Genomic DNA, 25,571 nt, shown 5'->3' on the forward strand with positions numbered 1-25,571 from the left:
AAGCCGGCGCATCGAGGTCTTTCAGGCGATCGCTGGAGGGACGACGCGGCCGTGGTCGAGATGGATCGCTGCCTGCGTCAGCGCACTGACATCCTGTGGATCGTGCGTGACCAGCAGCACTGGAACCTGCACGCGGTCCAGCATCTCGGCGAGTTCGCTGCGCAGGCGCTCGCGCAGCGGAATGTCGAGTGCCGAGAGCGGCTCGTCTAGCAGCAGCAGGCGCGGCTGCGGTGCGAGTGCGCGGGCCAGTGCCACGCGCTGACGCTGGCCGCCGGAAAGGTGGCGCGGCCGCGCGTCTCGCAGCACGAGCAGATCGAACTGTTCGAGCAAGGCAGCCACGCGCTGACGCTCGGCGTCGGTCGCGCGGGTGCCGAGGCGATGCACGCCAAACATCAGGTTCTGAAACACCGTCATGTGCGGGAACAACGCGTAGTCCTGGAACACGAAACCGATGCCACGTTCGCGTGCGGGCAAGTCGACCTGGCGCGCGCTGTCAAGCAGTGCTTCGGCGCCGACGCGCACATGGCCGCGCGCGCCGGGCACCAGGCCGGCCACGGCCTTGAGCAAGGTCGATTTGCCCGAGCCGGACGGGCCGATCAGCGCGGTGCGGCGTGCGCTCGACATGAACTGCGCATCGAGCTTGAAGTCACGCCCCGGCGAATGCAGCGCGAGCTGGATGTGGATGTCAAGCGAAGGCGAGGGCGGCGTCATGTCAGTGCCTGGCCTGCAGCAGACGGCCCGACACCACCAACACCACGACGCACACGACCGAGATCACCGCGGTGAGTTCGAGTGCGAGCTTGTCGTTGCCTGCCTGCACCGCTTCGTAGACGGCGATCGACAGCGTCTGGGTCTTGCCAGGCAGGTTGCCCGCAATCATCAACGTCGCGCCGAACTCGCCCATCGCGCGCGCGAAGGCGAGCATCAGCCCGGCCGCGATGCCGCGCACCGCGAGCGGCAGCGCGATGCGCCAGAACACCTCCGCCTCGCCCGCGCCGAGCGTGCGTGCCGCGCTCGCGAACTGGCCGTCGACTTCTTCGAAGGCCGCGCGTGCCGCCTTGTAGATGAGTGGGAGCGACACGACCGACGCCGCGATCACCGCGCCCTGCCAGGTGAAGATGAGGTTGATGCCGAACCAGCGATCGAGGTACTGGCCGAACACGCCGTTGCGGCCGATCAGCACGATGAGGTAATAGCCGATCACCGTGGGCGGCAGCACCATCGGCAACAGCAACACCGCATCGACCACGTCCTTGCCGGCGAAACGCCGGCGCGACATCCACCAGCCCAGCGCGATGCCGACCGCCCCCGCCAACAACGTGGCGAGCAACGCGACCTTGAGCGTGAGCCAGAGCGGCGTGAGCAAGGGTCAGGGCTTGGAGAAGCCGAAGCGTTGGAGCACTTCCTGGCCCGGCACGCTGCGCACAAAGGCGATGAAGTCCTTCGCCAGCGCCGGGTTCTTGCTCGTGGCGATCTGCGCGATCGGGTAGCTCACGGGTGTGGTGGTCGGGACAGTCAGCGCGATGCGGGCCTTGTCAGGTTCGATCAACGCGTCGGTGCGGTACACGAAGCCGGCGTCGACCTCGCCGCGGGCCACGTAATTGAGCACTTGGCGCACGCTCTCGCCATAGATCCATTTCGGCTGCAGCGTTGCAGTGAGACCTGCCAGTTCGATCGCACCGACCGTGTAGCGGCCGACCGGCACGGTGGCCGGTGTGCCCGTGGAAATGCGGGCGTAGCTCGGGCCCGTCAGGTCACTCAGCCGCTTGGGTGTCTGCGCGGCGGCGGCAGGCACGATCAGGACCAGTGTGTTCTGCGCGAAGTCGACGCGGGTCGCGTCGTCGAGCAGCCTGGCGGTGGCCGCACGGGTCATGGTTTCCTGGTCGGCCGAGGCGAATACGTCGACCGGCGCGCCTTGCTGGATCTGAGCGAGAAGCGGGCCTGAAGCGGCGAAATTGAAGGTGACCTTGGCGCCCGGCTTGCTCTGCTCGAAAGCCTTCCCAACGGCCTGGAAGGCGTTGGTCAGGCTGGCTGCGGCCGACACCACCAGTTCCTGCGCATGCAGCGCAGCACCACTGAGGGAAAAGGCTGTCACGACGGCCGCCGAACGCAGCCATTTGGGAGATCTCGGCATGGGCGGTGGTTCTTTCAGTTCGCTATTCATTGATGGAATAGCGAATGATAGCCGGGGGCGTCCTGTCGGCGTTGACGTGCAGGCAAGGACTGCACAATCCAGCAATGACAGCACCCCGTTTTGGCGACGCGCTCGGCCATGGCATGAGCGACAAGCGCATCGACATCCTGCGCGGCATCGGCCGCACGGGCAGCATCTCGCAAGCCGCACGTGACGCGGCGATCAGCTACAAGGCGGCGTGGCAGGCGATCGCCACGCTGACCAATCTGGCCGGCGTGCCGCTCGTTCGGCGGGCGGTGGGTGGCGCGGGCGGCGGCGGAGCGACGCTCACGCCCGACGGCCGTCAGCTGCTCGAACTGGCCGACGCGCACGACCTGGCGCGTCGCGCGGTGCAGGCGCGCGCTGGCGGAGCGGCCACGGCGGTGGCGAGCCTCTCGATCCGCACCAGCATGCGCAACCAGCTGCCGGCGATGGTGCAGGCCCTGGAGGTGACCGGCCGCGTCTCGCGCGTGCACCTCATGCTGCCCGGCGGCGAGCACATGACCGCCCGCATCACGCAGGAAAGCTCGGAGCTGCTGGGTCTTGCAACTGGCATGGTGGCCCTCGCACTCTGCAAGGCGACGGCCGTGCAGATCGAGCGGGCCGAGGTTGTCGAGAAGCGGCCCCGGCGACGCGGCAATCATCTGGTGGGCACGGTGACCAAGGTGACGCGCGGCGAGAACGGCGACGAAATCGTCGTCGCGCTGGCAGGGGCGCAGCAACTCGTCGGCTTCGCGGCCAGCAGCAGCGGCTTGCGCACGCGGCAGCGCGTGGCTGCGAGCGTGGACGAAGCGGCGGTGGTGGTGGCACTGCCGGGCTGAGTGCGCCCGATCGGCTTCAAAATAGAGGCCATCAAGGAAACGAATTCATGAACGACACGCCACAAGCTCCCGCGACCATGGACACTTCATCCGCGCCGCCGCTGCCCGATCACCTGTCGATCGATCCGCGCAGCCCGCACCATGTGGCTGCCGTTTTCGAGCACGACATCGGCATCCGCTTCAACGGCAAAGACCGGCTCGACGTGGAGGAATACTGCGTGAGCGAAGGCTGGGTCAAGGTGCCTGCAGGCAAGACGCTCGATCGCAAGGGCAAGCCGCTGTTGATCAAGATCAAGGGCAAAGTCGAGGCGTTTTACCGTTAGTTGCGGCCACCGCGCGCCAGCTTGCGATACACCGTCGCCCGGCTGATGCCGAGCACGCGCGCCGCTTCGGCGACGTTGCCGCGTGCCTCGTCGACCGCCTTGCGGATCAGCGCGGTCTCGACGTCGCGCAAGCGAGGCGGCGGACGCATCGCCGTAGTCTCGGGGTCGCTTGCGCCTTCGCGCGCCATCTGTGGCCTGGCCTGCAGCCTGAGACCTGACCAAAGCGGCACTTCGAGCACGGCGCCATCACCGCGTCTCGCAGCGTCCCACAGCATCGTCCACGGCAACGCGAACAGGTCGCTCGCATGCAGGCGTGCCGAGGTCGCCGGCCCGGCCAGCGCGGGCTGCAGCATCTCCCGTGCCGCAGCGTTGCTGCCCGTGACGTGGCCTTCCTCGTCCAGGCCGAGCAGGCCTTCGGACTCGGCACTGCCGCCATAGCCGGGCCAGTTCAGGCGCACCAGCAGCGCGTGTGGCCGCTGCAGCACCAGCGCGTTTTCGATGCTGCGGACCGACAGCGCCGCCAGGTGCTTGAGCTCGGGCCGTTCGACCACGTTGACGCCGGTCAGGTCCAGCATGCCGACGCAGCGGCCATCGGGCCCGAACAGCGGCGCACCGGCGCAGCTGTAGTGGCGGGTGTCGTCGAAGAAATGTTCGCCGCGGTGCAGCCACACCGGCTGCAATTCGGCCAGCGCCGCGCCGATGGCGGTGGTGCCGACGGCACGCTCCGACAGATCGACGCCGATGCGCGCAATGTCCACGGCAGGCCGTTCGGCATTCGCCGGCAGGCCGCGAACATCGACCACGACGCCGCGCGCGTCGGTCAGGATCGCGAAATAACGGGTCGCCGCAATGGCGCGCGCCAGCCGGTCGAGCACTGGGCGGGCTGCGGTGACCAGGTCATGGCTGTTCAGGGCCGCACGCTTTGCCTCCGCCACCGACACCGCATCGAACGCAATGCGCTGTCGGGGCTGGCGGCCCGCCGACAGGCAGCGTTGCCAGGAGCGGGTGATGAAAGGTTCGATGCGCATGGGCGCCGCGCTGGCGGCGCTGTCGTGGTCGAGCAGCGCGCGACGCGCCTGTGCGATCACGGCGCTGCGTTCGGGCGGGATCGGCGGCAAGAGGGGGGAGGGCGACAGCATCGGGGGTTCTTTTTTTCGGGCGCTGTTTCATTTTGAGAATTTCAAAGCCGGGGCGCAAGCGTCTAGGGTTTTGCCTAGGATGAGGCCCCCGACCGACGCCGAAGATGCAGTTCGCCGGAAACAGCCATCACCCATTGCAGGAGACAGCCACATGCAGGTCCAGCTCACGGTCAACGGCCGCGACGTCACGGTCGACGCGCCGCCCAACACCTTCCTCGTGCACGCGATCCGCGAGCACCTCCACCTCACGGGAACCCACGTCGGCTGCGACACCGCCCAGTGCGGCGCCTGCACTGTCCATGTGAACGGGCGCGCGATCAAGTCATGCAACGTACTGGTGGCCCAGGTCGCCGGCGCCGAGGTGACGACCATCGAGGGCATCGCAGAGGCCGACGGCACCATGCACCCGATGCAGGCCGCCTTCAAGGAGTGCCACGGGTTGCAATGCGGCTTCTGCACCCCGGGCATGGTGATGAGCGCCATCGACTTGTGCACCTACCACCCCGGGTCGAGCGAGACCGAAATCCGCGCGCTGCTCGACGGCAACATCTGCCGCTGCACGGGCTACCAGAACATCGTCAAGTCCGTGCAGATGGGCGGTGAAGCAATGCTGGCCGCACCGGCCAAGTCGGCCGTCACGGCCTGAGGGGAACGACATGGGCGCCCCCGACTTCGCAACGCTGCCACATATCGGCGAATCGATCCGCCGCAAGGAGGACTACCGCTTCCTGACCGGCGCCGGCAACTACACCGACGACATCACGATGGGCAACCAGGCCCATTGCATCTTCGTGCGCTCGCCGCACGCGCACGCCACGGTCAAGTCCGTCGACATCGCCGAAGCCATGAAGATGCCCGGCGTCGTCGGCATCTTCAGCGGCAAGGACATCGAAGGAAAGATGGGCGGGTTGCCCTGCGGCTGGCTCATCAACAACCCCGACGGCACACCGATGAAGGAGCCGCTGCACCCGATCCTCGCGATCAACAAGGTGCGCTACGTCGGCGACCACGTCGCGATGGTCGTGGCCGAGACGGTCGAACAGGCGAAGAACGCAGCCGAAGCGGTGGTCGTCGATTACGACGTGCACCCGGCGCTGGTGAGCGTGGGCGACGCTGCGAAAAAGGCCAGCGGCGTCACCATCCACGACGAGGCGCCTGACAACCAGTGCTACAAGTGGACGCTGGGCGACAAGGCCGCGGTCGACTCGGTTTTCTCGACGGCCGCGCACGTCACCCAGCTCGACCTGATCAACAACCGCCTCATCCCGAACGCGATGGAAGCGCGCGTCGCGATCGGCAACTACAGCCGGGCGACCGAGGAATACGTGCTGTACGTGTCGAACCAGAACCCGCACGTGGAGCGCCTGCTCATGACGGCCTTCGTGCTCGGCCTGCCCGAGCACAAGGTGCGCGTCATCGCCCCCGACGTCGGCGGCGGCTTCGGCTCGAAGATCTACCTCTATGCCGAAGATGTGTGCCTCACCTGGGCCGCCAAGCAGCTCAACCGCAGCATCAAATGGACGGGCGACCGCTCCGAAGCCTTCCTGAGCGACGCGCACGGCCGCGACCATGTGAGCCACGCCGAAATGGCGATGGACCAAGATGGCAAGTTCCTCGCGATGCGCGTGCACACCGATGCGAATCTTGGTGCCTACCTGTCGACCTTCTCGACCGCGATCCCGACCATCCTCTACGCCACGCTGCTCGCCGGCCAATACGCCACGCCGCAGATCTACGTGGAGGTCGACGCGTGGTTCACCAACACCGCGCCGGTCGATGCCTATCGCGGCGCGGGTCGCCCTGAAGCGACCTATCTCGTCGAACGACTCGTCACGCGCTGCGGCTGGGAGATGAACCTCGCGCAGGACGAGATCCGCCGGCGCAACTTCATCACCAGCTTCCCGTACCAGACGCCCGTCGCGCTGCAGTACGACACCGGCGATTTCCCGGCGCTGCTCGCGCGAGCCAACGAACTCGCCGAAGTGTCGGGGCTCGAAGCGCGCAAGGCCGAGAGTGCGAAGAACGGAAAGTTGCGCGGCATCGGCTACTCCAGCTACATCGAGGCTTGCGGCCTGGCGCCGTCGAACGTGGCGGGCGCACTCGGTGCGCGCGCGGGTCTGTTCGAAGCGGGCGAGGTGCGGGTGCACCCGACTGGCAGCGTCACGGTGTTCACCGGCTCGCACAGCCACGGACAGGGCCACGAGACGACGTTCGCGCAGGTGGTGGCGGCACGCCTGGGCATTCCGGTCGAGAACATCGACATCGTGCACGGCGACACGGGGCGCGTGCCGTTCGGCATGGGCACCTACGGCTCGCGCTCGCTGTCGGTCGGCGGCACCGCGATCATGAAAGCGCTCGACAAAATCGAGACCAAGGCCAAGAAGATCGCGGCGCATCTGATGGAGGCCAGCGATGCCGACATCGAGTTCGCCAACGGCGAATTCACCGTCAAAGGCACCGATAAGAAGATACCGTTCGCGCAGGTGGCGCTCACCGCTTACGTGCCGCACAACTATCCGCTCGACAAGCTGGAGCCCGGCTTGAACGAAACGGCGTTCTACGACCCGACCAACTTCACCTACCCGGCCGGCACGCACATCTGCGAGGTCGAGATCGACAGGCAGACCGGCGAGGTCACGATCGACCGCTTCACCGCGGTGGACGACTTCGGCACCATCATCAATCCGATGATTGTCGAGGGGCAGGTGCATGGCGGCCTGGTGCAGGGCATCGGCCAGGCGTTGATGGAAAACTGCGTGTACGACAACGAGACCGGCCAGCTGCTCACGGGCAGCTTCATGGACTATGCGATGCCGCGCGCATCGGACTTCCCCATGTTCAAGCTCGATACGCTGAGCACACCGTGCACCCACAACCCGCTCGGCTCCAAGGGCTGCGGCGAAGCGGGTGCGATCGGTTCACCGCCGGCCGTGATCAACGCGGTGCTCGACGCGCTCGCGCCGCTCGGCGTGAAAGACTTCGACATGCCCGCGTCCCCGCACCGCGTATGGGAAGCCATGAACAAGGGCCGCACCACGCCGACGCAGCAGCCCCAGATCCCGTCGCTCGCCGCGAGCACGCAAGGCCGTCCGGTCGCCTGAACACAGAAGGAATAAACCCCATGTACGCCTTCACACTCGAACGTCCCGCCTCCGTCGCCGACGCCGCCCGGCTGGCCGGCGCGGGCGGCAAGCCGCTGGCCGGCGGACAGACCCTGCTGGCCTCGATGAAGCTGCGCTTGTCGGCGCCCGACCAACTGGTCGACCTGAGTGGTGTGCCGGAACTCAGCGGCATCCAGAAGGATGCCGGCGCTATCACCATCGGCGCCATGTCGCGCCACCTCGAGGTCGCGAACAGCGCCGACGTGAAGGCGGCCTACCCGGCGCTCGCCGACCTGGCCTCGCGCATCGGCGACCGCCAGGTGCGCGCCATGGGCACGCTCGGCGGCTCCGTCGCCAACAACGACCCGGCCGCCTGCTACCCGAGCGCGGTGTTGGGCTCCGGCGCAACCGTGATCACCAACAAGCGCGAGATCGCAGCAGACGATTTCTTCCAGGGCCTGTTCACCACCGCGCTGGAAGACGGCGAACTGATCACCGCGATCCGCTTCCCGATCCCCCAACGCGCCGTCTACGAAAAGCTGCGGCAGAAGGCCTCGCACTTTCCGCTCGTCGGCGTGTTCGTCGCGCAGTACGACAGCGGCGTGCGCGTCGCGATCACCGGCGCCGGCAACGGCGTGTTCCGGCACAAGGGCCTGGAAGAGGCGCTCACGAAGAGCTTCACGCCCGAGTCGGCGGCCGCGGTCAAGATCGAATCCGGCGACCTGAACGGAGACTTGCATGCGTCGGCGGCGTACCGCGCCAACCTCATCAGCGTGCTCACGCAACGCGCTGTCAAGCAGATGCTCGGCTAAGCTGGGGCGGATGACCTTTCCCTCTATCGATGCCGTGGTCGAAGGCCTGCGGCAAGCGGGCTATCACGCCGACCGGCGCCTGGCCACGGCCGTGTTCCTCGCGCTGAAGTTGCAGCGCCCGTTGCTTCTCGAAGGCGAACCCGGCGTCGGCAAGACCGAGCTGGCCAAGGCGCTCTCGCGCGCCTTGCAGCGCGAGCTGCTGCGCCTCCAGTGCTACGACGGGCTGGAGCAGCGCGAAGCGCTCTACGAGTGGAACTACGCCGCCCAATTGCTGCACATGCGTGCGGCCGAGGCGAGCGGGTCGGCAAGCGACGTCGAGGCCGAGGTCTACCAGCCGCATTACCTGATCCGCCGCCCGCTGCTGCAGGCCTTGCAGACGCCCGCGCCCGGCGCCGTGCTGCTGATCGACGAAGTCGATCGGGCCGACGAGCCGTTCGAGGCCTTCCTGCTCGAGTATCTCGGCGAGTACCAGGTGAGCATTCCGGAGCTCGGCACCGTGCGCGCCATCGTGCCGCCGATCACGCTGCTCACCAGCAACCGCACGCGCGAGCTCAACGATGCGGTCAAGCGCCGCTGTCTCTATCACTGGCTCGACTACCCGGACCGGGACCGCGAACTGACGATCGTGCGCAGCCAAGTGCCCGAGGCGGGCGAGGCTCTGTCCGCGCAGGTGGCGGCGTTCGTCGGCAAGTTGCGCAGCGCGCCGTTCGCCGGCACGTTCCAGCGCGCGCCGGGTATCGCCGAAAGCGTCGAGTGGGCGCGGGCGCTGGTCGCGCTCGACACGCTCGAGCTCGATCCGGAAGTGGTGGTCGACACCGCCGGCATCCTCTTCAAGCAGCGCGACGACGTGGCCGCGCTCACGCAGGCGCTGGCCACCGAACTGCTGCAACCCGAGGAAGCGGCTGCGCCGTGACCACCGCCGGCGTCTCGCAGCTCGGCGATGCGCGCACCGGCAAGCTCGGCGGCAACATCGTGGCTTTTGGTCGCGCGCTGCGGCGCGCCGGCGTGCGCACCGACCCGGCTCGCATCGCGCTCGCCACCGATGCCGTGGCGCTGATCGGCGTCGATGAACGCGCGGATATGTGCGCCGCCATGGAAGCGGTGATGGTCAGCCGCGAGCAGGACCGCATGGTGTTTCGCGAACTGTTCGATGCTTGGTTCCGCGACCCCGAACTGGCCAACAAGTTGCTCGCGCAGATGCTGCCGAGCGCCGAGGGAAAAGCCGAGCCTTCCAAGCGCCGACCCCGCGTGCGCGAGGCGCTGAGCGCGCCGCGCGAACCGATGCAGGCCGCGCAGACCGAACGCGAGGTCGACTTCGACGCGGCGATGACCGCCAGCGACCGGCAACTGCAAAAGCACGCGGATTTCAACGCGCTGGGCGCGTCCGAATACCGCCTCGTCGAGCGGCTCGCGCGCGACATCGCGCTGCCGGTGCCGACGGTGCCGTCGCGCCGGCTGCGCGTTGCCAACGGCGTCAGTTCGCACGCGCGCATGCATTGGCCCGGCGTGCTGCAACACGCCGCGCGCACGGGCGGCGAGATGCTGCGGCTGCCGCGGCTTGCGCGACGCGAAGAACCGTTGCCACTGCTCGTGCTGGTCGACGTGTCGGGGTCGATGGAGCGTTATGCGCGCCTGCTGCTGGCGTTCCTGCATGCCGCCACGCGCCGCGCGGGTCGACGCGATGTGTTCGCCTTCGGCTCGCATCTGACCGATCTGACGCCGGCCTTCCGCGCTGCCGACACGGACGACATGCTGGCACTGGCCAATGCGGCCATCGACGACTTCGCGGGCGGCACGCGGTTCGGCGATTCGCTCGCCGAACTGCACCGCCTGCACGCGCGGCGGCTGATCGGCCGGCGCACCCTCACGCTGGTCATCAGCGACGGCCTCGACACCGGCGAGCCCGAGCTGCTGGAACGCGAGCTGCTCTGGCTCAAGCGCCACTCGCGCCGGCTGCTGTGGCTCAATCCGCTGCTGCGCTATGAGGGCTATGCCCCGTTGGCGCGTGGGGCCAGCGTGCTGCATCGCCATGCGGACGCGATGCTCGCCGTCCACAATTTGAGTGCCCTCGGACAACTGGCCGCGAGCCTCGCGGCCTTGATGCGGTCGGGCCGCTGAGCGACCGACGCCACGACCAGAAACCAAGAAGGAAACCCCCATGGAAATGCTCGGCCACCGCCCTCTCGCCATCACCCAACAGCAAGCCTGGGAAGCGCTCAACGACCCCGAAACGCTGAAGAAGTGCATCCCCGGCTGCGACAAGTTCGAGCTCACCGGCGACAACACCTACAGCGTGGCGCTGGCGCTCAAGATCGGCCCGGTGTCGGCCAAGTTCCAGGGCAAGGTGATGCTCTCGGACATCGTGCCGCCCGACGGCTACAAGCTCACCTTCGAGGGGCAGGGCGGCGTGGCCGGCTTCGCCAAGGGCGCGTCCAGCGTCACGCTCAAGCCTGCGGATGCGGGCGCCGACGGTTGCTCGCTCGACTACACCGTGCAGGCGCAAGTCGGCGGCAAGATCGCGCAGCTCGGCCAGCGCCTGATCGACGGGGCCGCCAAGTCGACGGCTGACGACTTCTTCAAGCGCTTCGAAGCCGAGATGCAAAGCCGCTACGGGCCGCCGCCCGCCACGCCGGACGCGGTCGACATGGCCGCACCCGCGCCCGAAAAGACCGGCGCAGTGGCCGGCTTCATGCACAAGATGGGGCTCGGCAAGAAGGCCGACTGAGCATGGAAAACCTCGACGTGATGGTGCTGCGCACATTGCGCGACTGGCGCCGCGCGGGCCGACGGGCCTTGCTCACCACGGTCGTGCGCACCTGGGGGTCGTCGCCGCGGCCGGTCGGTTCGATCATGGCGCTGGCGGAAGACGGTGCGGTGGTCGGCTCGGTGTCGGGTGGCTGCATCGAGGACGACCTCATCGCGCGCTACAGCCGCGCGCATGGCGCGGGCGAGCCGATGCCCAGCGGTGCGCCTGCGCTCGTCAAGTACGGCATCACGGCCGACGAGGCGCATCGCTTCGGGCTGCCCTGCGGCGGCACGCTGGAGCTGCTGCTCGAATACGACCCCGATGCAGCGTCGCTGGATTCGCTGGTGTCGCTGCTCGAAACAGGGCGAATGGTGCAGCGCGCTGTGTCGCTTGACGATGGCGTCGTGACGCTCGCCGAAGCGACAGCACCCGATGCGCTGTCGGTGAGCGCAACCGAACTTGTCAACACCTTCGGCCCCGAGTACCGCATGCTGCTGATCGGGGCCGGCCAGCTGGCCGAATACCTGGCGACCATGGCGCAGTTCAGCGGCTTCGCCGTGACCCTGTGCGACCCTCGCATCGAATACCGCACCGCCTGGTCACTGCCCGGCGTGGCGCTCACCACCGAGATGCCCGACGACGCCGTCACGGCGTTTCGCCCCGATCGCCGCAGTTGCGTCGTGGCGCTCACCCACGATCCGAAGCTGGACGACCTCGCGCTGCTCGAAGCGCTGGAAACCGACGCCTTCTATGTCGGTGCCATCGGTTCCCGTCGCAATGCGGCGTCGCGTCGCGAGCGCCTGATCGAGCACTTCGACCAGACCGCCGAATCGCTCGCGCGCCTGCGTGGCCCGATCGGCATCTACATCGGCAGCAAGACGCCGCCCGAGATCGCGGTCAGCGTGATGGCGGAAATCCTCGCGGTGAAGAATGCGGTGAGGCTACCGCGCGAAACCGAGGTGGCACTGGCCAAGACACTGCACGGCGATCCCGCGTCGGCATAGCGGCTCACGCCGCGATGCCCGACTCGCGGATGCGCGCGGCCATCTGGTGGGGCGCGCCGCGAAGCGACGTCGTCGAACACGATCCGAGCGAGCGTCCTGCGAACTGGAGATCGACCCGCGGGAAGTAAGGTTGCAACGCATCGCCGAGGTCCGACAGGCAGCTCTCCAGCGAGCCGAACTCCAGCATGCCGAACGCGCCATCGGGCCGCGTCGCGACGCAGGCGCCCGCGCCCGTGCCCACGACATAGGTGTACGCCCCGCAGCCCACGCGGCTGATGTCGGCGAGTGGTTTCATTTTTTGACCTCTTGAAGTGCACTGCCCCGCAAAAACCTGCGAAAGGCACGCAAGCCGTGCTGCGTAATATGTGAAACTGGAGGTTACTCAAATGTGTCGAATTGTCTGTCCCTATAACGAGTGACACGAGGCGGCGCGATACGTGCACCTTCGCCAATGCCTGACAAACCTGACACCCCTCGCATCCGCGTTGCCCTCGTCGAAGACGACATCGAGTTCCAGCAGGCGTTGCGCGACGCCACGGCCGGGGCACCCGATGTGGTGCTGCAATGGATCGCCAGCACGCGCGCTCAGGGCCTGCAGGCCCTCGAGGCGGGTGCGGTCGACGTGCTGCTGGTGGACCTGGGCCTGCCCGACGGCTCGGGCATCGACGTTATCCGGGCGGCGCATGCGATGTGGCCCGACTGCGGGATCATGGTCAACACCGCTTTCGGCGACGAGATGCTCGTCATGCAGTCGCTGCAAGCAGGGGCGGCGGGCTACCTGCTCAAGGACAGCGCGGCGTCCAGCATGCTGACCGAGATCCGCAGCATCCACCACGGCGGCAGCCCGATCAGCCCGCTGATCGCGCGCCAGATCCTGATGCGGTTCCAGGAACAGGCGGCATCGCTGCCAGCCGTCGCCGAACCGTCGCCCGAGAAGTCCCGTGCGGTGTTGTCGCCCCGCGAGCATGAAGTGCTGGCGTACATCACCAAGGGGTTCACCTCCGACGAGATCGCCGTCCTGATGTCGGTCTCGCGTCACACGGTGCTGACCTTCGTGCGGCGGATCTACAAAAAGCTGGTGGTGAGCTCCAAGGCCGAAGCCATCTACGAGGCCCGGCTTCAGGGTTTGCTGGATGGTTAGGCGGGGCGCGCGTCCGCTCATTCGTCTGGCGGCGTTGTGCGCCGCGTTCTGGCTTCCAGCGGCGACGGCAATGCAGGTCTCGGCGCCCGACGTGCCACTGCACATCACGACCGGCCAGACGCTCCTGGTGCCGGGCCGCGGTTATGCGCAGCCGCCTGCCCGCGCCGATGATGTCGCGCTGCCGGGCTCATGGGAAACCGTCACGTTGCCGCACGCACTGCCCCGTTTGCTGCTGCCACCGCCGGACGATGGAAACGCCGCAGGTCCGCCCACGGTGGTGAGCTGGTATCGGCTGCAATTGCCGGTGCTGCCCGCATCGGGCGATGCACGCTACCTCTACATTCCGCGCTGGAAGACCGACGGGCAGATCGCGGTGTACGGCGATGGCCGCCTTCTGTACCAGTCGCATTCCAACGTGTACTGGAACGGGTCGAACATTCCGTTGTGGATCGCACTGGACGCCACCGCTGGCGCGGTGACGCCCCGCACCCTCCTGCTGCGCATCGAGCGCCCGCAGGCTTCCGGCGGCGGGCTGTCGTCGGTCTGGGTGGGTCACGAGCAAGGCCTGAGCTGGCGCTACCGGCTGCGATACCTGCTGCAGGTCGAACTGCCCTACATGAGCAGTGCCGCGTTCCTCGCGGTGGGCCTGTTCTCGTTCTTCGTGTGGTTCCAGCTGCGCGGTGAAACGGTGTTCTTGCTGTTTTTCGGCATGGCGGTCGCCTCGTTCGTGCGCACGCTGCATTTCCACGTGGGGGAAGACAAGCTGCCCATTTCGGACGCGTGGTTCACCTGGCTGACGATCAACTCGCTCTACTGGATGCTGGTGGTCACGCACTACTTCTTCAACGACCTGCACCGCCGGCCGATGCGCTGGTTGAACCTCGTCGTCGTCGGCGTCGCGGTGAGCGTCGGCATCCTCACGCTGCCTGTGTTCTCGCGATGGCTCAACGCGTATGCGCTGGCGCCGCTGGTCTACGCGGCCGTATTGCTGTGCGGGGCGATCGTGGTCGGTGCCGGCACGGTCCAGTCCCGGCGCGCACGCTCCCGGCATGGCCTGCTGCTGAGCGCCTGGGCCTGCATCGGATTGCTCATGGGCGCGTACGACTGGATGCTGCAGAACAACCACATCAGCATCGAGAGCATCTACCTCGGCCCTTACAGCAACCTCGGTGCGTTCCTGATCTTCATGTTCGTCATCTTTCGCCGCTACGTCGCGGCCAACGAGGCGGTGCGGCAGGCCAATGCGAGTTTGCAGACCCGCCTGCAAGCGCGTGAAGACGAGCTGCTGCAAAGCCACCAGCGTCTGCGCGAAATCGCACAGCGCCAGACGCTCAGCAACGAGCGCCAGCGGCTGATGCAGGACATGCACGACGGCATGGGGTCGTCGCTCCTCACCGCCTTGCTGGCAGTCGAAAAAGGCCGCATCGACGGCACGATGGTGGCCGACGTGCTCAAGAGCTGCATCGACGACCTGAAGCTGACGATCGACTCGATGGAGCCGATGCAGGCCGACCTGCTGCTGCTGCTCGCCACCTTGCGCTTCCGGCTCGGGCCCCGCCTGGAAAGCGCCGGCATCCGGCTGCGCTGGGAACTGGTGAACGTGCCGGCACTCGACTGGCTCGACCCGCGCAACGCGTTGCACATCCTGCGGATTCTTCAGGAGGCCTTCACCAACATCATCAAGCACACGCAGGCCACGGAAATCCGCGTCGCGACCGCTGTCGACAGGGCGCAGGTGTGGGTTACGGTCACCGACAACGGGCAGGGCTTTCCGGTCGACGAAAGCCTCGTCGGCCAGGGCAAGGGGCTGGGCAACCAGCGGCGCCGGGCCGAGGCCATCGGCGCGCAGATTCGCTGGGCTTCCAGCGCCGCCGGCACCCGCTTTACGCTCTGCCTGCCGATCGGTACTCGGCCGTCCAACCGATCTGTCTGACCAGCGCGAGCGAATCGGTCACGGCCTTGTCCTTCAACGCTGCATTGTGTCGAAATAGACCGCGAGCGCCGACAACAGCGCCAGCGTACCGAGCGCAACGGCGCTGCCTAAAGCGTTGACGAAGTGACGGCGTGTGGTGATGGGAGTCTCCGAAAACGCGTGGCCGCGCTGATGTCAGTGGTTGTCTCGCGGGATGCCGAAGGTCGCGTGAATCTTTTGGTACTTCACGGCCGGCTTGAGCACCATGCCCTCCGAGAGTTCGCCGATCACCGCGCGCTGGATCTCCTGCCACGGTGTCTGGCTCACCGGGTATTGGTAGCCGCCTGCCGCTTCGAGCGCGTCGCGGCGCTTCGCCAGTTCTTCCGGGCTCACCAGCATGTTGGCGGTGCGCTTCTTCAGGTCGATGCGCACGCGGTCACCGGTCTTCAGCAAGGCGAGGTTGCCGCCCGTCGCCGCTTCGGGCGACGCGTTCAGGATCGACGGCGAACCCGAGGTGCCCGACTGGCGCCCGTCGCCGATGCAGGCCAGCGCGGTGACGCCTTGCTTGAGCAGGTAATCCGGTGCGCGCATGTTGACCACTTCGGCCGCGCCGGGATAACCGACCGGCCCGACGCCGCGCATGAAGAGCACGCTGTGCTCGTTGAGCTTCATCTTCGGATCGTCGATGCGGTGGTGGTAGTCCTCGGGACCGTCGAACACCGCGGCGGTGCCTTCGAATGCCATCGGGTCGGCCGGGTTCTCGAGATAACGCGCACGGAATTCGGGCGTGATCACGCTGGTTTTCATGATCGCGGAATCGAACAGGTTGCCCTTGAAGTTGAGGAAGCCCGCGTCCTTCTTCATCGGCTTGGCGTACGCGAAGATCACGTCGCGGTCATCGGTGAAGCGGCCTTCGCAGTTCTCGACCAGCGTCTTTCCGTTGGCCGTCATCGCGGGCTGGATCTTGCCCTTGGCGATGAGCTCGGCGACCACCGCCGGCACACCACCGGCGCGGTAGTAGTCCTCGCCCAGGTATTCGCCGGCGGGCTGCAGGTTGACCAGCAGCGGCACCTTGTAGCCGTGCTTTTCCCAGTCGTCGTTGTCGAGCGCGACACCGATGTGTTTGGCGATCGCGTTGAGGTGGATCGGCGCGTTGGTCGACCCGCCGATGGCCGAGTTCACGACGATCGCGTTTTCGAAAGCGGCACGCGTGAGGATGTCCGACGGCTTCAGGTCTTCCCGGACCATCTCGACGATGCGCTTGCCCGTCATGTAGGCCATCTCCTGCCGGTCGCGGTAGGGCGCCGGAATGGCGGCGCTGCCCGGCAGCGTCATGCCGAGCGCTTCGGCCAGCGAGTTCATGGTCGATGCGGTGCCCATCGTGTTGCAGTGGCCGGTCGAAGGCGCCGACGAGGCGACGAGCTTCAGGAACTCCTGGTAGCCGATCTCGCCAGCCGCCATGAGTTCGCGCGCCTTCCAGACGATGGTGCCCGAGCCGGTGCGCTCGCCCTTGTACCAGCCGTTCAGCATCGGGCCCGAATTCAGCGCGATGGCCGGGATGTCGACCGTGGCGGCCGCCATGAGTTGCGCGGGCGTGGTCTTGTCGCAGCCGGTGGTGAGCACCACGCCGTCGATCGGGTAGCCGAACAGCACTTCGACCAGCGACAGGTATTGCAGGTTTCGGTCGAGCGAGGCGGTCGGGCGCTTGCAGGTTTCCTGGATCGGATGGATCGGGAACTCGAAGGCGATGCCGCCCGCGTCGCGGATGCCTTCGCGCACCCGCTCGGCCAACACGATGTGGTGGCGATTGCAGGGAGCGATGTCCGAGCCCGTCTGCGCGATGCCGATGATCGGCCGGCCCGACTGCAGCTCGTCGAAGCTCAGGCCGAAGTTCATCGTGCGCTCGATGTAGAGCGCAGTCATGTCGGCGTTGTCCGGGTTGTCGAACCAGGCTTGCGAGCGCAGCTTGAGCGCGCGCTTGCGCGGCGGCTTGGGCGTGCTCTTCGGATTGGGGGCTTTGGTTTTGGTCACGAAGTCATTCCCTTCAAGGATTCGGCCGCGTTGGGGCCGGCGCGGCAATCGTCGATGTATTGCCGGACGATGTCGGCGAAGTTTTCATGTGGCAGCAGGCCGAGGTGCGCGGCACGCGCTGCGGTCGCGCCGCTCGGCCAGTTGGCGACGATGCCGGCCACGCGCTCGTCGCGCTCGAAGCGCACGCGTGCGCGCACTGCCGGGCCGGCGACTTCTTCCAGCGCATCGAGCATCTCGCGCACCGTGACGTTGAGCCCTGGCAGGTTCAGCGCGGTGCGGCCGACGAAGTCTTCGCGGCTCGCCTCGTACACGGCGATCAATCCATCGACGGTGCGGGATGGCGACGACACCGGATGCGACACGTCGGGCGACACCGGGCAGATCGATTCGACGCCGGCCAGCGGCTCGCGCAGGATGCCGCTGAAGAAAGACGAGGCTGCGCCGTTCGGCTTGCCCGGGCGCACGGTCACGGTCATGAGCCGGGCGGCGCGGCCGTCGATGTAACCCTTGCGCGTGTAGTCGGCGACGAGGTGTTCGCAGATCAGCTTCTGCGTGCCGTAGGAAGTTTGCGGCGCGGGCAGGGTGTCGTCGGCCACCATTTTGGGCAGCGGCACCGCCGGGTCGGGGCCGAACACCGCGACCGAGCTGGAGAACACCACGCGCGCCACCTTGCCGCCGGCATTCACGTTGGCGCGCAGTGCGTCGAGCAGGGCACGCGTGCTGTCCAGGTTGGAGCGCAGGCCCAGGTCGAAATCGGCCTCGCACTCGCCCGACACGGCCGAGGCCAGATGGAACACGCCGTCGAAGGCTTCGGTGCGCAACGCGTCGGTGAAATCGAGGAGCGGCCCGGTGCGCGCTTCGACGCGGGCATCGGCAACGAGGTCGGCCGGCGGCGGTGCGATGTCGGTGAGCACGAGTCGATCGATCGACTCACCCGCCAGCGTTCCGCGTTTGAGCAGCGTGCGCGCGAGCCGCGCGCCGAGGAAGCCGCCGCCTCCGGTGATGAGCAGTTTCATGGATTTTCTCCTTCAGGTTTTGCTTGCGTTGGCAGCCGCCTTGCGGCGTCGGCCGTGAATGATTCCGCCTTCGACCAGCCGCTCTTCGCCACGGATCAAGTGCAGCGTCGCGTGCTCGCGCGCGGCCACCGGGTCGCGAGCCGCGATGGCCTCGACGATGGCGCGGTGCTCCCGCTGCACGGCTTCCATGAAGTCGAGCCGGCGTGCTTCGTTGCCGCGCGTGATGCGCATGCCTTCGCGCAGGTACTGCTCGAGAAATCCGAGCAGCAATCGAAATTGCGGATTGCCGGTCGACTCGCCGATGACGCGGTGAAAGGCGAGGTCTTCGGCCACGCCGTCGTGCCCGGCCGCGGCGGCGATGTCGATGGCCTTGAGTGCGCGGCGCAGTGCGGCGACCTGACTGCGCGTGGCGCGTTCGGCAGCCAGCGCGGCAATCTCACCTTCGAGTACACGACGCACTTCGACGACGTGCACCACCGATTGCACCGACTCGAGCACGCTCGGGTCGAACGCCAGCGGCAGGTTGGTCGGCGTCTGGGCCACATAGACGCCAGAACCCTGGCGAGACAGCACAAGCGCTTTCGATTTGAGCTGGTGCACGGCCTCGCGCACCACGGTGCGCGAAACGCCGTGCGCGGTCGCGAGTTGCTGCTCGGTCGGCAGCCGGTCGCCGGGCCGGAGCGCGCCCGATTCGATCTGTGCGATCAGTCGCAGCGCGAGCCGGTCGGACAGCCGGTCGGCCACCAGACGGAGCGGTTCGGAGTAGGCGGGGGCCTGCGTGGAAGAGGATGAATTGAGCACGGTTATCAGGTCATCATACAAATCACCGGGGGTTTTCTCGTACCGGTTTGCCCTGATAGCGATCAGTGAATGCAGGTCGATACTGCGCGGGCTGCGATGCGGAACTCTCTGCATCGTTTGTCTGTTTCGAGAACCTTCCAGGATTCACTGCATGGCAAGCGTCACGATCCAAGCGGTCAAGAAAAACTTCGGTGAAGTGCCGATCCTGCATGGTGTCGACATCGACATCCAGGATGGCTCGTTCACCGTGCTGGTCGGCCCCTCGGGTTGCGGCAAGTCCACGTTGCTGCGCATGATCGCGGGGCTCGAGCAGATCAACGGCGGCGAGATCCGCATCGGCGACAAGCGCGTCAACGACCTGCCGCCCAAAGAGCGCGACATCGCGATGGTGTTCCAGAACTACGCGCTGTACCCGCACATGACGGTTCGCGACAACATGGCGTTTTCGCTCGCACTCGCCAAGGCCGACAAGGCGACGATCGAGAGCAAGGTAAAGCGCGCGGCCGAGATTCTCGCGTTGACGCCGCTGCTCGAGCGCTATCCGCGCCAGCTGTCGGGCGGCCAGCGACAGCGCGTCGCCATGGGACGCGCCATCGTGCGAGACCCACAGGTGTTCTTGTTCGACGAGCCGCTCTCCAACCTCGACGCCAAGCTGCGCGTCGCGATGCGCAGCGAAATCAAGGAGCTGCACCAGCGTCTGAAGACCACCTCGATCTACGTGACGCACGACCAGATCGAGGCCATGACGATGGGCGACAAGATCGTCGTCATGCGCGACGGCCGCATCGAACAAACGGGCAGTCCGCTGGAGCTCTACGACCATCCGGCCAACCAGTTCGTGGCCGGCTTCATCGGTTCGCCCGCCATGAACTTCCTGCCGGGCACGCTGCGCCGGGGCGCCGGTGCTGCGCATGTGGAACTGGCCGATGGCACGCGCCTCGACGCGCCGCTGAAAGCCGGCGGCATCGATGGCCAGCCCGTCGTGTACGGCACGCGGCCCGAGCACCTGATGCTGGCCGATGCGGGCGGCATTCCGTCGCGCGTCGCCGTGATGGAGCCGACCGGCATGGACACCTTCGTCGCGTGCCGGCATGAAGGCACCGAGATTTCGGCGGTGTTCCGCGAACGGCACGACTTCGCCCCCGGCACCACGATTCACCTGCAGCCCGACCTGCAGCGTGCGCATCTGTTCGACGCGAGCACCGGCCAGCGGCTGGTGGCCTGAGGCGTCGATCGAGTTTCATCGACTGGCCCGTTCAAACAACAGGAGACGACAACATGAGTGACTTCAACAACCGCCGCACGATTCTCAAAGGCTCGGCAGGCATCGCCGCCGCCGCCACCATCGGCACCGGCAGTGCGATCTTCTCGCCGTTCGCTCAGGCGCAATCGATGACGTTCAAACCCGAAAAGGGCGCCAAGCTGCGCGTGCTGCGCTGGAGCCGTTTCGTGCAGGGCGACATCGACGCCTACATGCTCAACGTCAAAAAATTCACCGAGATGACGGGCGTCGAAGTGCGCGTCGACAACGAAGGCTGGGAAGACGTGCGGCCCAAGGCGGCGGTCGCAGCGAACACTGGCGCCGGCCCCGACATCATCCTGTCGACCAACGACGACGCCAACCTCTACCCCGACAAGCTGCTCGATGTGACCGACCTGGCCGAGTACCTCGGCAAGAAATACGGCGGCTGGTATCCGGCCGTGCAGCAGTACCTGCGCCCCGATGGCAAGAAATGGCTGGGCCTCGGCCTCGGCGCGGCGGGTTCGATGATCGTGTACCGCCAGAGCCAGGTGAAGGCGGCCGGTTTCGACACCTTCCCGAAGGACACCGCCGGCTTCCTGAAGCTGCACCAGGCGCTGAAGGAAAAGGGCACGCCCGCCGGCTATGCGCTGGGCAATGCCACCGGCGACAGCCTCTGGACCAACTGGCTCATCTGGTCGCACGGCGGCAAGCTGGTCGACAAGAACAACAAGGTGGTGATCGACAGCCCGGAGACGCAAAAGGCGCTGGAGTACGGCAAGGAGCTGTACGCCACCTTCATTCCGGGCACCTTGTCTTGGCTCGACCCGAACAACAACAAGGCGTTCCTCGACAGCCAGATCAGCGTCACCAACAACGGCATCTCGATTTACTACGCCGCCAAAAATTCGACCGACCCGAAGGTGAAGGAGCTGGCCGCCGACATCAACCATGCGTCGTTCCCCATCGGGCCGGCCGGCGTGCCAACGGAGTCGCATCTGTTCTTCAACCAGATGATCTTCAAGTACACCAAGTACCCGCAGGCCGCCAAGGAGTTTCTGCGGTTCATGATGGAACGCGAGCAGTTCGACAATTGGCTGATCGGTGCGGGTGGCTACATCGCGCAGCCGCTCGCGGCCTATGAGTCGTGCCCGATCTGGACTTCCGACCCGAAGAACACCCCGTACCGCGACAGCGTGAAGAACATGCGTCCTTCGGGCTACGACGGCAAGTTGGGCTATGCCTCCGCGGGTGCCGGCGCCGACTTCATTGTCACCAACATGGTGGCCGAAGCAATCAGCGGGGCCAAGACACCGAAGGAAGCGATGGAACGCGCTCAGAAGCGCGCCGAGCGCTACTACAAAGTCTGACGCCGTGACCGCGCTCGAAAGGTTCCAGAATAACCGCCATGCGCTGGGGTGGGCATTCATGCTGCCCGCCACGGTGCTGTTGCTGCTGTTCCTCACGTACCCCTTGGGATTGGGAACATGGCTCGGTTTCACCGATGCCAAAATCGGGCGCGCCGGCGAATGGATCGGGCTGGAAAACTTCAGCTATCTGATCACCGACAGCGTCACGCAACTGGCGCTGTTCAATACGCTTTTCTACACGATCGTGGCGAGCGTGGTGAAGTTCGGGTTGGGGCTCTGGCTGGCGGTGCTGCTGAACAAACGGCTGCCATTCCAGAGTTTCTTCCGCGCGGTCGTCCTGTTGCCGTGGATCGTGCCGACCGCGCTGTCGGCGATCGCCTTTTGGTGGATCTTCGATGCGCAGTTCTCGATCATCAGCTGGGTGCTGATGAAGCTGGGCCTGATCGACACCTACATCGACTTCCTGGGCAGTCCGTGGAACGCACGCATCTCGACCATCATCGCGAACGTGTGGCGCGGCATTCCGTTCGTGGCGATTTCGCTGCTGGCCGGTCTGCAGACGATCTCGCCTTCTTACTACGAAGCCTCTTCGATCGACGGCGCGACGCCGTGGCAACAGTTCCGCTTCATCACGCTGCCACTGTTGACGCCGATCATCGCGGTGGTCATGACCTTCTCGGTGCTGTTCACCTTCACCGATTTCCAGCTGATCTACGTGCTCACACGCGGCGGTCCGCTCAACTCGACGCACCTCATGGCCACGCTCGCCTTCCAGCGCGCCATCTCCGGCGGCGCGCTGGCCGAAGGCGCCGCGATCGCCACCCTCATGGTGCCGTTTCTCCTGGCCGCGATCATGTTCAGCTACTTCGGTTTGCAGCGCCGTGCATGGCAACAAGGCGGTGACAAATGAGCAATGCCAAGAACAACGATGCCTCGCAAGGCATGGACTACCTGCAGTCGCTGCCGCGGCGCTGGGTGACCATCTACATCCCGATCATCCTGTTCGTGATCGTGTTGCTGTTTCCGTTCTACTGGATGGCGATCACGTCGTTCAAGCCGGACAACGAACTGCTGTCGCGCGACGGCAATCCGTTCTGGATCATCGGCCCGACGCTGGCGCACTTCGAGAAGCTGCTCTTTCGCACCGAGTATCCGTCGTGGCTGCTGAACACCGTGATCGTCTCGGTCGTGTCGACCGGTATCTCGCTGGTGGCATCGGTGATGGCGGCCTACGCGATCGAGCGGCTGCGCTTCCAAGGATCGAAACCGGCTGGCGGCGCGATCTTTCTCGCGTACCTGGTGCCGCCTTCGATCCTGTTCATTCCGCTCGCGGCGATCATCGTGAAGCTCGGTCTGTTCGACAGCCGCATGGCGCTGATCCTGACCTACCCGACCTTCCTGATTCCGTTCTCGACCTGGCTCCTGATGGGCTACTTTCGCTCGATCCCGTACGAGCTGGAAGAATGCGCGCTGATCGACGGCGCCACGCGCTGGCAGATCCTCATCAAAATCGTGCTGCCGCTGGCGGTGCCGGGACTCATCTCCGCCGGCATCTTCGCCTTCACGCTGTCGTGGAACGAGTTCATCTATGCGCTCACGTTCATCTCTTCTTCCGAGAACAAGACGGTGCCCGTGGGCGTGGTCACCGAACTGGTGGAAGGCGATGTGTACCACTGGGGTCCGTTGATGGCGGGCGCGCTTTTGGGCTCTCTTCCGGTGGCTTTCGTTTACTCGTTCTTCGTGGAGTACTACGTCTCGGGGATGACGGGATCGGTCAAGGAGTAGCGGCGCAAGAAAGTCGGCACCCGCGAACGTAGCGACTGCGTCAGGTCCGCCCTACACTCCGGCCATGATCATCCTGCACAGCTTTTGGCTCTCCCTGGCCACTTATCGGGTGCGCATCGCCCTGAACCTCAAACGCGTGGCTTTCGAAGAGCGCACGCACGATCTCACGCAGGGTCACCAGCATGCGGCGGCGTTTCGTGCGGTCAACCCGGCAGGTGCCGTGCCCGCGCTCGAAGGCGCCACGCCCGAACCGTTGACCCAGAGCCTTGCCATCCTCGAATGGCTGGAGGAGACCCATCCCACGCCGGCGCTGCTGCCCGCCGATGCGGCCGGCCGCGCCAAGGTTCGCGCCCTGTTCCTGCTGACGGCGGCAGACACGCACCCGCTGGTCGTGCCGCGGGTGCGCGCCCAACTGAAGCAGCGTTTCGGCGCTGACGACGCCGCGGGTGTCGATTGGGCGGCGCACTGGTTCCGGGAAGGCCTGGCCGCCTACGAGGCCTTGCTGCCCGAGGGCGCGACCCGCTGCCATGCAGAAACGCTGAGCCTCGCCGATCTGGCACTTGCCAGCCACCTGATCGGCACAGTGCGTTTCGGCGTGGCTTTGGACGGCTACCCGCGCGTGGCGCGCGTTGGCGCATCGCTGATGGCGATCCCCGAAGTCGCAGCGGCGCATCCCGATCTGCAGATCGGCGCGCTGTCCGTCCGCTGAGACGATGACCCGTACTGCGGCGCCCCCGCCGCAACGCGGTCCGCGCCCAATGACAGCGTTGCGAAGTCGTGCGGCCGCTCAGGCGTCTGCGCGCGCTGGAAAGACGAGCGTGAACACGGTTTCATGGCGGTCGCTTTTCGCGAGCAGCTGGCCGCCGTGCAGCGCCATGATCGATCGCACGATGGCAAGGCCCAGCCCGCTGGATTCCGCTGACGCGGTGCGCGCCGAATCGACTCGGTAGAAGCGGTCGAACAGATAGGGCATGTGCGCTGCCCCGATTTCGGGACCCGTGTTGGCCACCCGGATCTCCACGCCTGCGGCGGTACCGTGGCTCGAGATGTGGATCGGGGAATCCGGCGCGCCGTACTTCATCGCATTCACGAGCAAGTTGGCCAGTGCCCTGCGCAGCAGGTCCGAATCGGCCAGCACGGTGCCTGCCACGCGCGTGCCGAATGAATTCCCGCGTTCGGCGGCGAGCCCCTCGAAATATTCGCAGAGTTGCCCGATCGCGTCTTCCAGGGGCACTGCTTCGAGGTGCACCGCTGCGCCGGGCTGACTGGCACGGGCAAGAAAGAGGATGTTGTCGACCATCCTCGACAAGCGCTCGTACTCTTCCTGGTTGGACGTCAGCAGCGCCTGATAGCTGTCGACCGAGCGTGGCATGGTCAAGGCGAGTTGCGTCTCGCCCATGAGGTTGCTCAACGGCGTTCGCATCTCGTGCGCCAGATCTTCCGAGAACCGCGAGATCCGCCCGAACCCGTCTTCGAGGCGGGCCAGCATCGTGTTGAGCGATTCACTCAACTGCTGGAGCTCGGCCACCTGATCGAAGCCCTGGAGGCGGGCGGACAAATGCTGCGCGTCGATCAGCGCAGCGTCTTTCGCAAGCGCTCTCACGGGCCGAAGGCCGCGCAGGCTGACCCCCCAGCCGAACAGAAAGGACAGTGCGCCGCCCACCGCCATCGCCACCCACAGTCGGTTGCGGTAGACGTGAAGCATCTGCTCGCGTCCTGCGAGGAGCTGGCCCGCCACCAGAGTGATCGAACCTCCGTCGTGCGCAATGCGCTGCAAGGCGATGCGCGCGCGGCTCGGCTGCGTGACATCGCGCAGATGAACACCGGCCTCGGCCGGCAGTTGCGGAATGGGCTGTTGCGTCGGGTTGATGGCGATCAGCGGATGCCCCTCGGTGTCCAGCACCCACAGCAGGCTGTCCCGGTTGCCCAGCATGTTCTCGTACAACTGCCGGCGCTTGCGCAGTTCATCGATGCTTTCGCTGTCGCCGATGAGCGCACGCATCCGCTCCAGCCGTCCCTCGAGTGCCAGGTCGTCTCGCAGCGCGATTTCGTGCTCCAGCGATGCGAGCAGATAGGAGCCGATCGCCCCCAGCAATGCAAAGCTGATCAGACCGAACATCGAAGCCAGGCGAAGACCGAGGCTGCGTGGCATCAGG

General features: G+C 66.3%; 25 protein-coding genes. 16 read left to right on the plus strand and 9 right to left on the minus strand.

Annotation, left to right across the window (positions count from 1 at the left end; all coding sequences use genetic code 11):
• Window positions 1–21 precede the first annotated feature (21 nt).
• From AX767_RS15750 to modA, 3 genes are read right to left on the minus strand one after another with little or no spacing between them, the layout of a single operon-like run.
• Complete coding sequence (locus AX767_RS15750) at window positions 22–711, minus strand: ABC transporter ATP-binding protein (protein ID WP_068632193.1); 690 nt, start codon at window positions 709–711, stop codon at window positions 22–24.
• A 1-nt stretch (window position 712) separates the two neighbouring features.
• Window positions 713–1,366 carry a molybdate ABC transporter permease subunit gene (gene modB / locus AX767_RS15755; protein ID WP_068632194.1) on the minus strand — a complete coding sequence of 218 codons (654 nt, stop codon included), beginning with the start codon at window positions 1,364–1,366 and terminating at the stop codon, window positions 713–715.
• A gap of 3 nt (window positions 1,367–1,369) precedes the next feature.
• Window positions 1,370–2,134, minus strand: a complete 765-nt coding sequence (modA, locus tag AX767_RS15760) for a molybdate ABC transporter substrate-binding protein (protein WP_068632195.1) — start codon at window positions 2,132–2,134, stop codon at window positions 1,370–1,372.
• A gap of 104 nt (window positions 2,135–2,238) precedes the next feature.
• Here modA and AX767_RS15765 point away from each other — a divergent pair, with 104 nt between their 5' ends.
• Together AX767_RS15765 and AX767_RS15770 are read left to right on the plus strand one after the other, a co-directional pair.
• Window positions 2,239–2,994, plus strand: coding sequence for a TOBE domain-containing protein (locus tag AX767_RS15765; protein WP_068632196.1), 756 nt, complete (start codon window positions 2,239–2,241; stop codon window positions 2,992–2,994).
• 77 nt (window positions 2,995–3,071) lie between these two features.
• Window positions 3,072–3,317: a DUF3297 family protein gene (locus tag AX767_RS15770; protein ID WP_068632197.1), complete on the plus strand. Its 246-nt coding sequence runs from the start codon at window positions 3,072–3,074 to the stop codon at window positions 3,315–3,317.
• Here AX767_RS15770 and AX767_RS15775 read toward each other — a convergent pair.
• The gene (locus AX767_RS15775; RefSeq protein ID WP_068632198.1) at window positions 3,314–4,456 is read right to left on the minus strand and encodes a helix-turn-helix domain-containing protein; all 1,143 of its coding nucleotides are present in this window, start codon (window positions 4,454–4,456) and stop codon (window positions 3,314–3,316) included. The genes AX767_RS15770 and AX767_RS15775 overlap by 4 nt on opposite strands.
• A gap of 151 nt (window positions 4,457–4,607) precedes the next feature.
• Here AX767_RS15775 and AX767_RS15780 point away from each other — a divergent pair, with 151 nt between their 5' ends.
• The 7 genes from AX767_RS15780 to AX767_RS15810 are packed head-to-tail and all read left to right on the plus strand — an operon-like array spanning window position 4,608 to window position 12,119.
• Window positions 4,608–5,102 carry a (2Fe-2S)-binding protein gene (locus AX767_RS15780; protein ID WP_068632199.1) on the plus strand — a complete coding sequence of 165 codons (495 nt, stop codon included), beginning with the start codon at window positions 4,608–4,610 and terminating at the stop codon, window positions 5,100–5,102.
• 10 nt (window positions 5,103–5,112) lie between these two features.
• On the plus strand, window positions 5,113–7,557 hold the full coding sequence (locus tag AX767_RS15785) for a xanthine dehydrogenase family protein molybdopterin-binding subunit (RefSeq protein WP_068632200.1): 2,445 nt from the start codon (window positions 5,113–5,115) through the stop codon (window positions 7,555–7,557).
• Window positions 7,558–7,577: 20 nt separating this feature from the next.
• Window positions 7,578–8,369: an FAD binding domain-containing protein gene (locus tag AX767_RS15790; protein WP_068632201.1), complete on the plus strand. Its 792-nt coding sequence runs from the start codon at window positions 7,578–7,580 to the stop codon at window positions 8,367–8,369.
• A 10-nt stretch (window positions 8,370–8,379) separates the two neighbouring features.
• Window positions 8,380–9,282 (plus strand): AAA family ATPase, encoded by a 903-nt coding sequence (locus AX767_RS15795; protein ID WP_068632202.1) that lies wholly within the window; start codon window positions 8,380–8,382, stop codon window positions 9,280–9,282.
• Complete coding sequence (locus AX767_RS15800; RefSeq protein ID WP_068632203.1) at window positions 9,279–10,487, plus strand: vWA domain-containing protein; 1,209 nt, start codon at window positions 9,279–9,281, stop codon at window positions 10,485–10,487. The genes AX767_RS15795 and AX767_RS15800 overlap by 4 nt, the downstream gene beginning before the upstream one ends.
• Before the next feature lie 40 nt (window positions 10,488–10,527).
• A complete protein-coding gene (locus AX767_RS15805) occupies window positions 10,528–11,094 on the plus strand; it encodes a CoxG family protein (RefSeq protein WP_068632204.1) in 567 nt (188 codons plus the stop codon).
• Window positions 11,095–11,096: 2 nt separating this feature from the next.
• Window positions 11,097–12,119: an XdhC family protein gene (locus tag AX767_RS15810; protein WP_068632205.1), complete on the plus strand. Its 1,023-nt coding sequence runs from the start codon at window positions 11,097–11,099 to the stop codon at window positions 12,117–12,119.
• Between the two features lie 4 nt (window positions 12,120–12,123).
• On the opposite strand, the gene AX767_RS15815 is transcribed toward AX767_RS15810, so the two are convergent.
• Window positions 12,124–12,414, minus strand: coding sequence for a hypothetical protein (locus AX767_RS15815; protein ID WP_068632206.1), 291 nt, complete (start codon window positions 12,412–12,414; stop codon window positions 12,124–12,126).
• Window positions 12,415–12,570: 156 nt separating this feature from the next.
• Here AX767_RS15815 and AX767_RS15820 point away from each other — a divergent pair, with 156 nt between their 5' ends.
• Window positions 12,571–13,260 carry a response regulator gene (locus AX767_RS15820; RefSeq protein ID WP_068632207.1) on the plus strand — a complete coding sequence of 230 codons (690 nt, stop codon included), beginning with the start codon at window positions 12,571–12,573 and terminating at the stop codon, window positions 13,258–13,260.
• Between the two features lie 70 nt (window positions 13,261–13,330).
• Window positions 13,331–15,193: a sensor histidine kinase gene (locus AX767_RS15825; protein ID WP_068632208.1), complete on the plus strand. Its 1,863-nt coding sequence runs from the start codon at window positions 13,331–13,333 to the stop codon at window positions 15,191–15,193.
• A 174-nt stretch (window positions 15,194–15,367) separates the two neighbouring features.
• On the opposite strand, the gene AX767_RS15830 is transcribed toward AX767_RS15825, so the two are convergent.
• From AX767_RS15830 to AX767_RS15840, 3 genes are read right to left on the minus strand one after another with little or no spacing between them, the layout of a single operon-like run.
• Window positions 15,368–17,203 (minus strand): IlvD/Edd family dehydratase, encoded by a 1,836-nt coding sequence (locus AX767_RS15830; RefSeq protein ID WP_068632209.1) that lies wholly within the window; start codon window positions 17,201–17,203, stop codon window positions 15,368–15,370.
• The gene (gene denD, locus AX767_RS15835; protein ID WP_068632210.1) at window positions 17,200–18,219 is read right to left on the minus strand and encodes a D-erythronate dehydrogenase; all 1,020 of its coding nucleotides are present in this window, start codon (window positions 18,217–18,219) and stop codon (window positions 17,200–17,202) included. The genes AX767_RS15830 and denD overlap by 4 nt, the downstream gene beginning before the upstream one ends.
• A 12-nt stretch (window positions 18,220–18,231) precedes the next feature.
• Window positions 18,232–19,020, minus strand: a complete 789-nt coding sequence (locus AX767_RS15840) for a FadR/GntR family transcriptional regulator (RefSeq protein WP_237288478.1) — start codon at window positions 19,018–19,020, stop codon at window positions 18,232–18,234.
• Between the two features lie 151 nt (window positions 19,021–19,171).
• Between AX767_RS15840 and AX767_RS15845 the strand changes: the two genes are divergently transcribed.
• The 5 genes from AX767_RS15845 (at window position 19,172) to maiA (ending at window position 24,124) form a co-directional block, all read left to right on the plus strand.
• The gene (locus tag AX767_RS15845) at window positions 19,172–20,245 is read left to right on the plus strand and encodes an ABC transporter ATP-binding protein (RefSeq protein ID WP_068632211.1); all 1,074 of its coding nucleotides are present in this window, start codon (window positions 19,172–19,174) and stop codon (window positions 20,243–20,245) included.
• 53 nt (window positions 20,246–20,298) lie between these two features.
• Window positions 20,299–21,630: an ABC transporter substrate-binding protein gene (locus AX767_RS15850; RefSeq protein WP_068632212.1), complete on the plus strand. Its 1,332-nt coding sequence runs from the start codon at window positions 20,299–20,301 to the stop codon at window positions 21,628–21,630.
• Window positions 21,631–21,688: 58 nt separating this feature from the next.
• Window positions 21,689–22,540, plus strand: coding sequence for a carbohydrate ABC transporter permease (locus AX767_RS15855; RefSeq protein WP_068632213.1), 852 nt, complete (start codon window positions 21,689–21,691; stop codon window positions 22,538–22,540).
• Complete coding sequence (locus tag AX767_RS15860) at window positions 22,537–23,415, plus strand: carbohydrate ABC transporter permease (RefSeq protein WP_068632214.1); 879 nt, start codon at window positions 22,537–22,539, stop codon at window positions 23,413–23,415. Before AX767_RS15855 ends, AX767_RS15860 begins: the two co-directional genes overlap by 4 nt.
• 64 nt (window positions 23,416–23,479) lie before the next feature.
• The gene (maiA, locus tag AX767_RS15865) at window positions 23,480–24,124 is read left to right on the plus strand and encodes a maleylacetoacetate isomerase (RefSeq protein ID WP_068632215.1); all 645 of its coding nucleotides are present in this window, start codon (window positions 23,480–23,482) and stop codon (window positions 24,122–24,124) included.
• A 78-nt stretch (window positions 24,125–24,202) separates the two neighbouring features.
• Here maiA and AX767_RS15870 read toward each other — a convergent pair whose 3' ends face one another.
• Complete coding sequence (locus tag AX767_RS15870; protein WP_237288653.1) at window positions 24,203–25,567, minus strand: heavy metal sensor histidine kinase; 1,365 nt, start codon at window positions 25,565–25,567, stop codon at window positions 24,203–24,205.
• Window positions 25,568–25,571 lie beyond the last annotated feature (4 nt).

This window comes from Variovorax sp. PAMC 28711, from assembly GCF_001577265.1.
Classification (GTDB): Bacteria; Pseudomonadota; Gammaproteobacteria; order Burkholderiales; family Burkholderiaceae_C; genus Variovorax.

Excerpts from the sequence above, each read along its gene's own strand:
- AX767_RS15750 (WP_068632193.1), bottom strand. The coding sequence starts at position 711 with ATGACGCCGCCCTCGCCTTCGCTTGACATCCACATCCAGCTCGCGCTG.
- modA (WP_068632195.1), bottom strand. The coding sequence starts at position 2,134 with ATGCCGAGATCTCCCAAATGGCTGCGTTCGGCGGCCGTCGTGACAGCC.
- AX767_RS15765 (WP_068632196.1), top strand. The coding sequence starts at position 2,239 with ATGACAGCACCCCGTTTTGGCGACGCGCTCGGCCATGGCATGAGCGAC.
- AX767_RS15770 (WP_068632197.1), top strand. The coding sequence starts at position 3,072 with ATGGACACTTCATCCGCGCCGCCGCTGCCCGATCACCTGTCGATCGAT.
- AX767_RS15775 (WP_068632198.1), bottom strand. The coding sequence starts at position 4,456 with ATGCTGTCGCCCTCCCCCCTCTTGCCGCCGATCCCGCCCGAACGCAGC.
- AX767_RS15780 (WP_068632199.1), top strand. The coding sequence starts at position 4,608 with ATGCAGGTCCAGCTCACGGTCAACGGCCGCGACGTCACGGTCGACGCG.
- AX767_RS15785 (WP_068632200.1), top strand. The coding sequence starts at position 5,113 with ATGGGCGCCCCCGACTTCGCAACGCTGCCACATATCGGCGAATCGATC.
- AX767_RS15790 (WP_068632201.1), top strand. The coding sequence starts at position 7,578 with ATGTACGCCTTCACACTCGAACGTCCCGCCTCCGTCGCCGACGCCGCC.
- AX767_RS15795 (WP_068632202.1), top strand. The coding sequence starts at position 8,380 with ATGACCTTTCCCTCTATCGATGCCGTGGTCGAAGGCCTGCGGCAAGCG.
- AX767_RS15805 (WP_068632204.1), top strand. The coding sequence starts at position 10,528 with ATGGAAATGCTCGGCCACCGCCCTCTCGCCATCACCCAACAGCAAGCC.
- AX767_RS15810 (WP_068632205.1), top strand. The coding sequence starts at position 11,097 with ATGGAAAACCTCGACGTGATGGTGCTGCGCACATTGCGCGACTGGCGC.
- AX767_RS15815 (WP_068632206.1), bottom strand. The coding sequence starts at position 12,414 with ATGAAACCACTCGCCGACATCAGCCGCGTGGGCTGCGGGGCGTACACC.
- AX767_RS15820 (WP_068632207.1), top strand. The coding sequence starts at position 12,571 with ATGCCTGACAAACCTGACACCCCTCGCATCCGCGTTGCCCTCGTCGAA.
- AX767_RS15825 (WP_068632208.1), top strand. The coding sequence starts at position 13,331 with ATGCAGGTCTCGGCGCCCGACGTGCCACTGCACATCACGACCGGCCAG.
- denD (WP_068632210.1), bottom strand. The coding sequence starts at position 18,219 with ATGAAACTGCTCATCACCGGAGGCGGCGGCTTCCTCGGCGCGCGGCTC.
- AX767_RS15845 (WP_068632211.1), top strand. The coding sequence starts at position 19,172 with ATGGCAAGCGTCACGATCCAAGCGGTCAAGAAAAACTTCGGTGAAGTG.
- AX767_RS15850 (WP_068632212.1), top strand. The coding sequence starts at position 20,299 with ATGAGTGACTTCAACAACCGCCGCACGATTCTCAAAGGCTCGGCAGGC.
- AX767_RS15855 (WP_068632213.1), top strand. The coding sequence starts at position 21,689 with ATGCTGCCCGCCACGGTGCTGTTGCTGCTGTTCCTCACGTACCCCTTG.
- AX767_RS15860 (WP_068632214.1), top strand. The coding sequence starts at position 22,537 with ATGAGCAATGCCAAGAACAACGATGCCTCGCAAGGCATGGACTACCTG.
- maiA (WP_068632215.1), top strand. The coding sequence starts at position 23,480 with ATGATCATCCTGCACAGCTTTTGGCTCTCCCTGGCCACTTATCGGGTG.
- AX767_RS15870 (WP_237288653.1), bottom strand. The coding sequence starts at position 25,567 with ATGCCACGCAGCCTCGGTCTTCGCCTGGCTTCGATGTTCGGTCTGATC.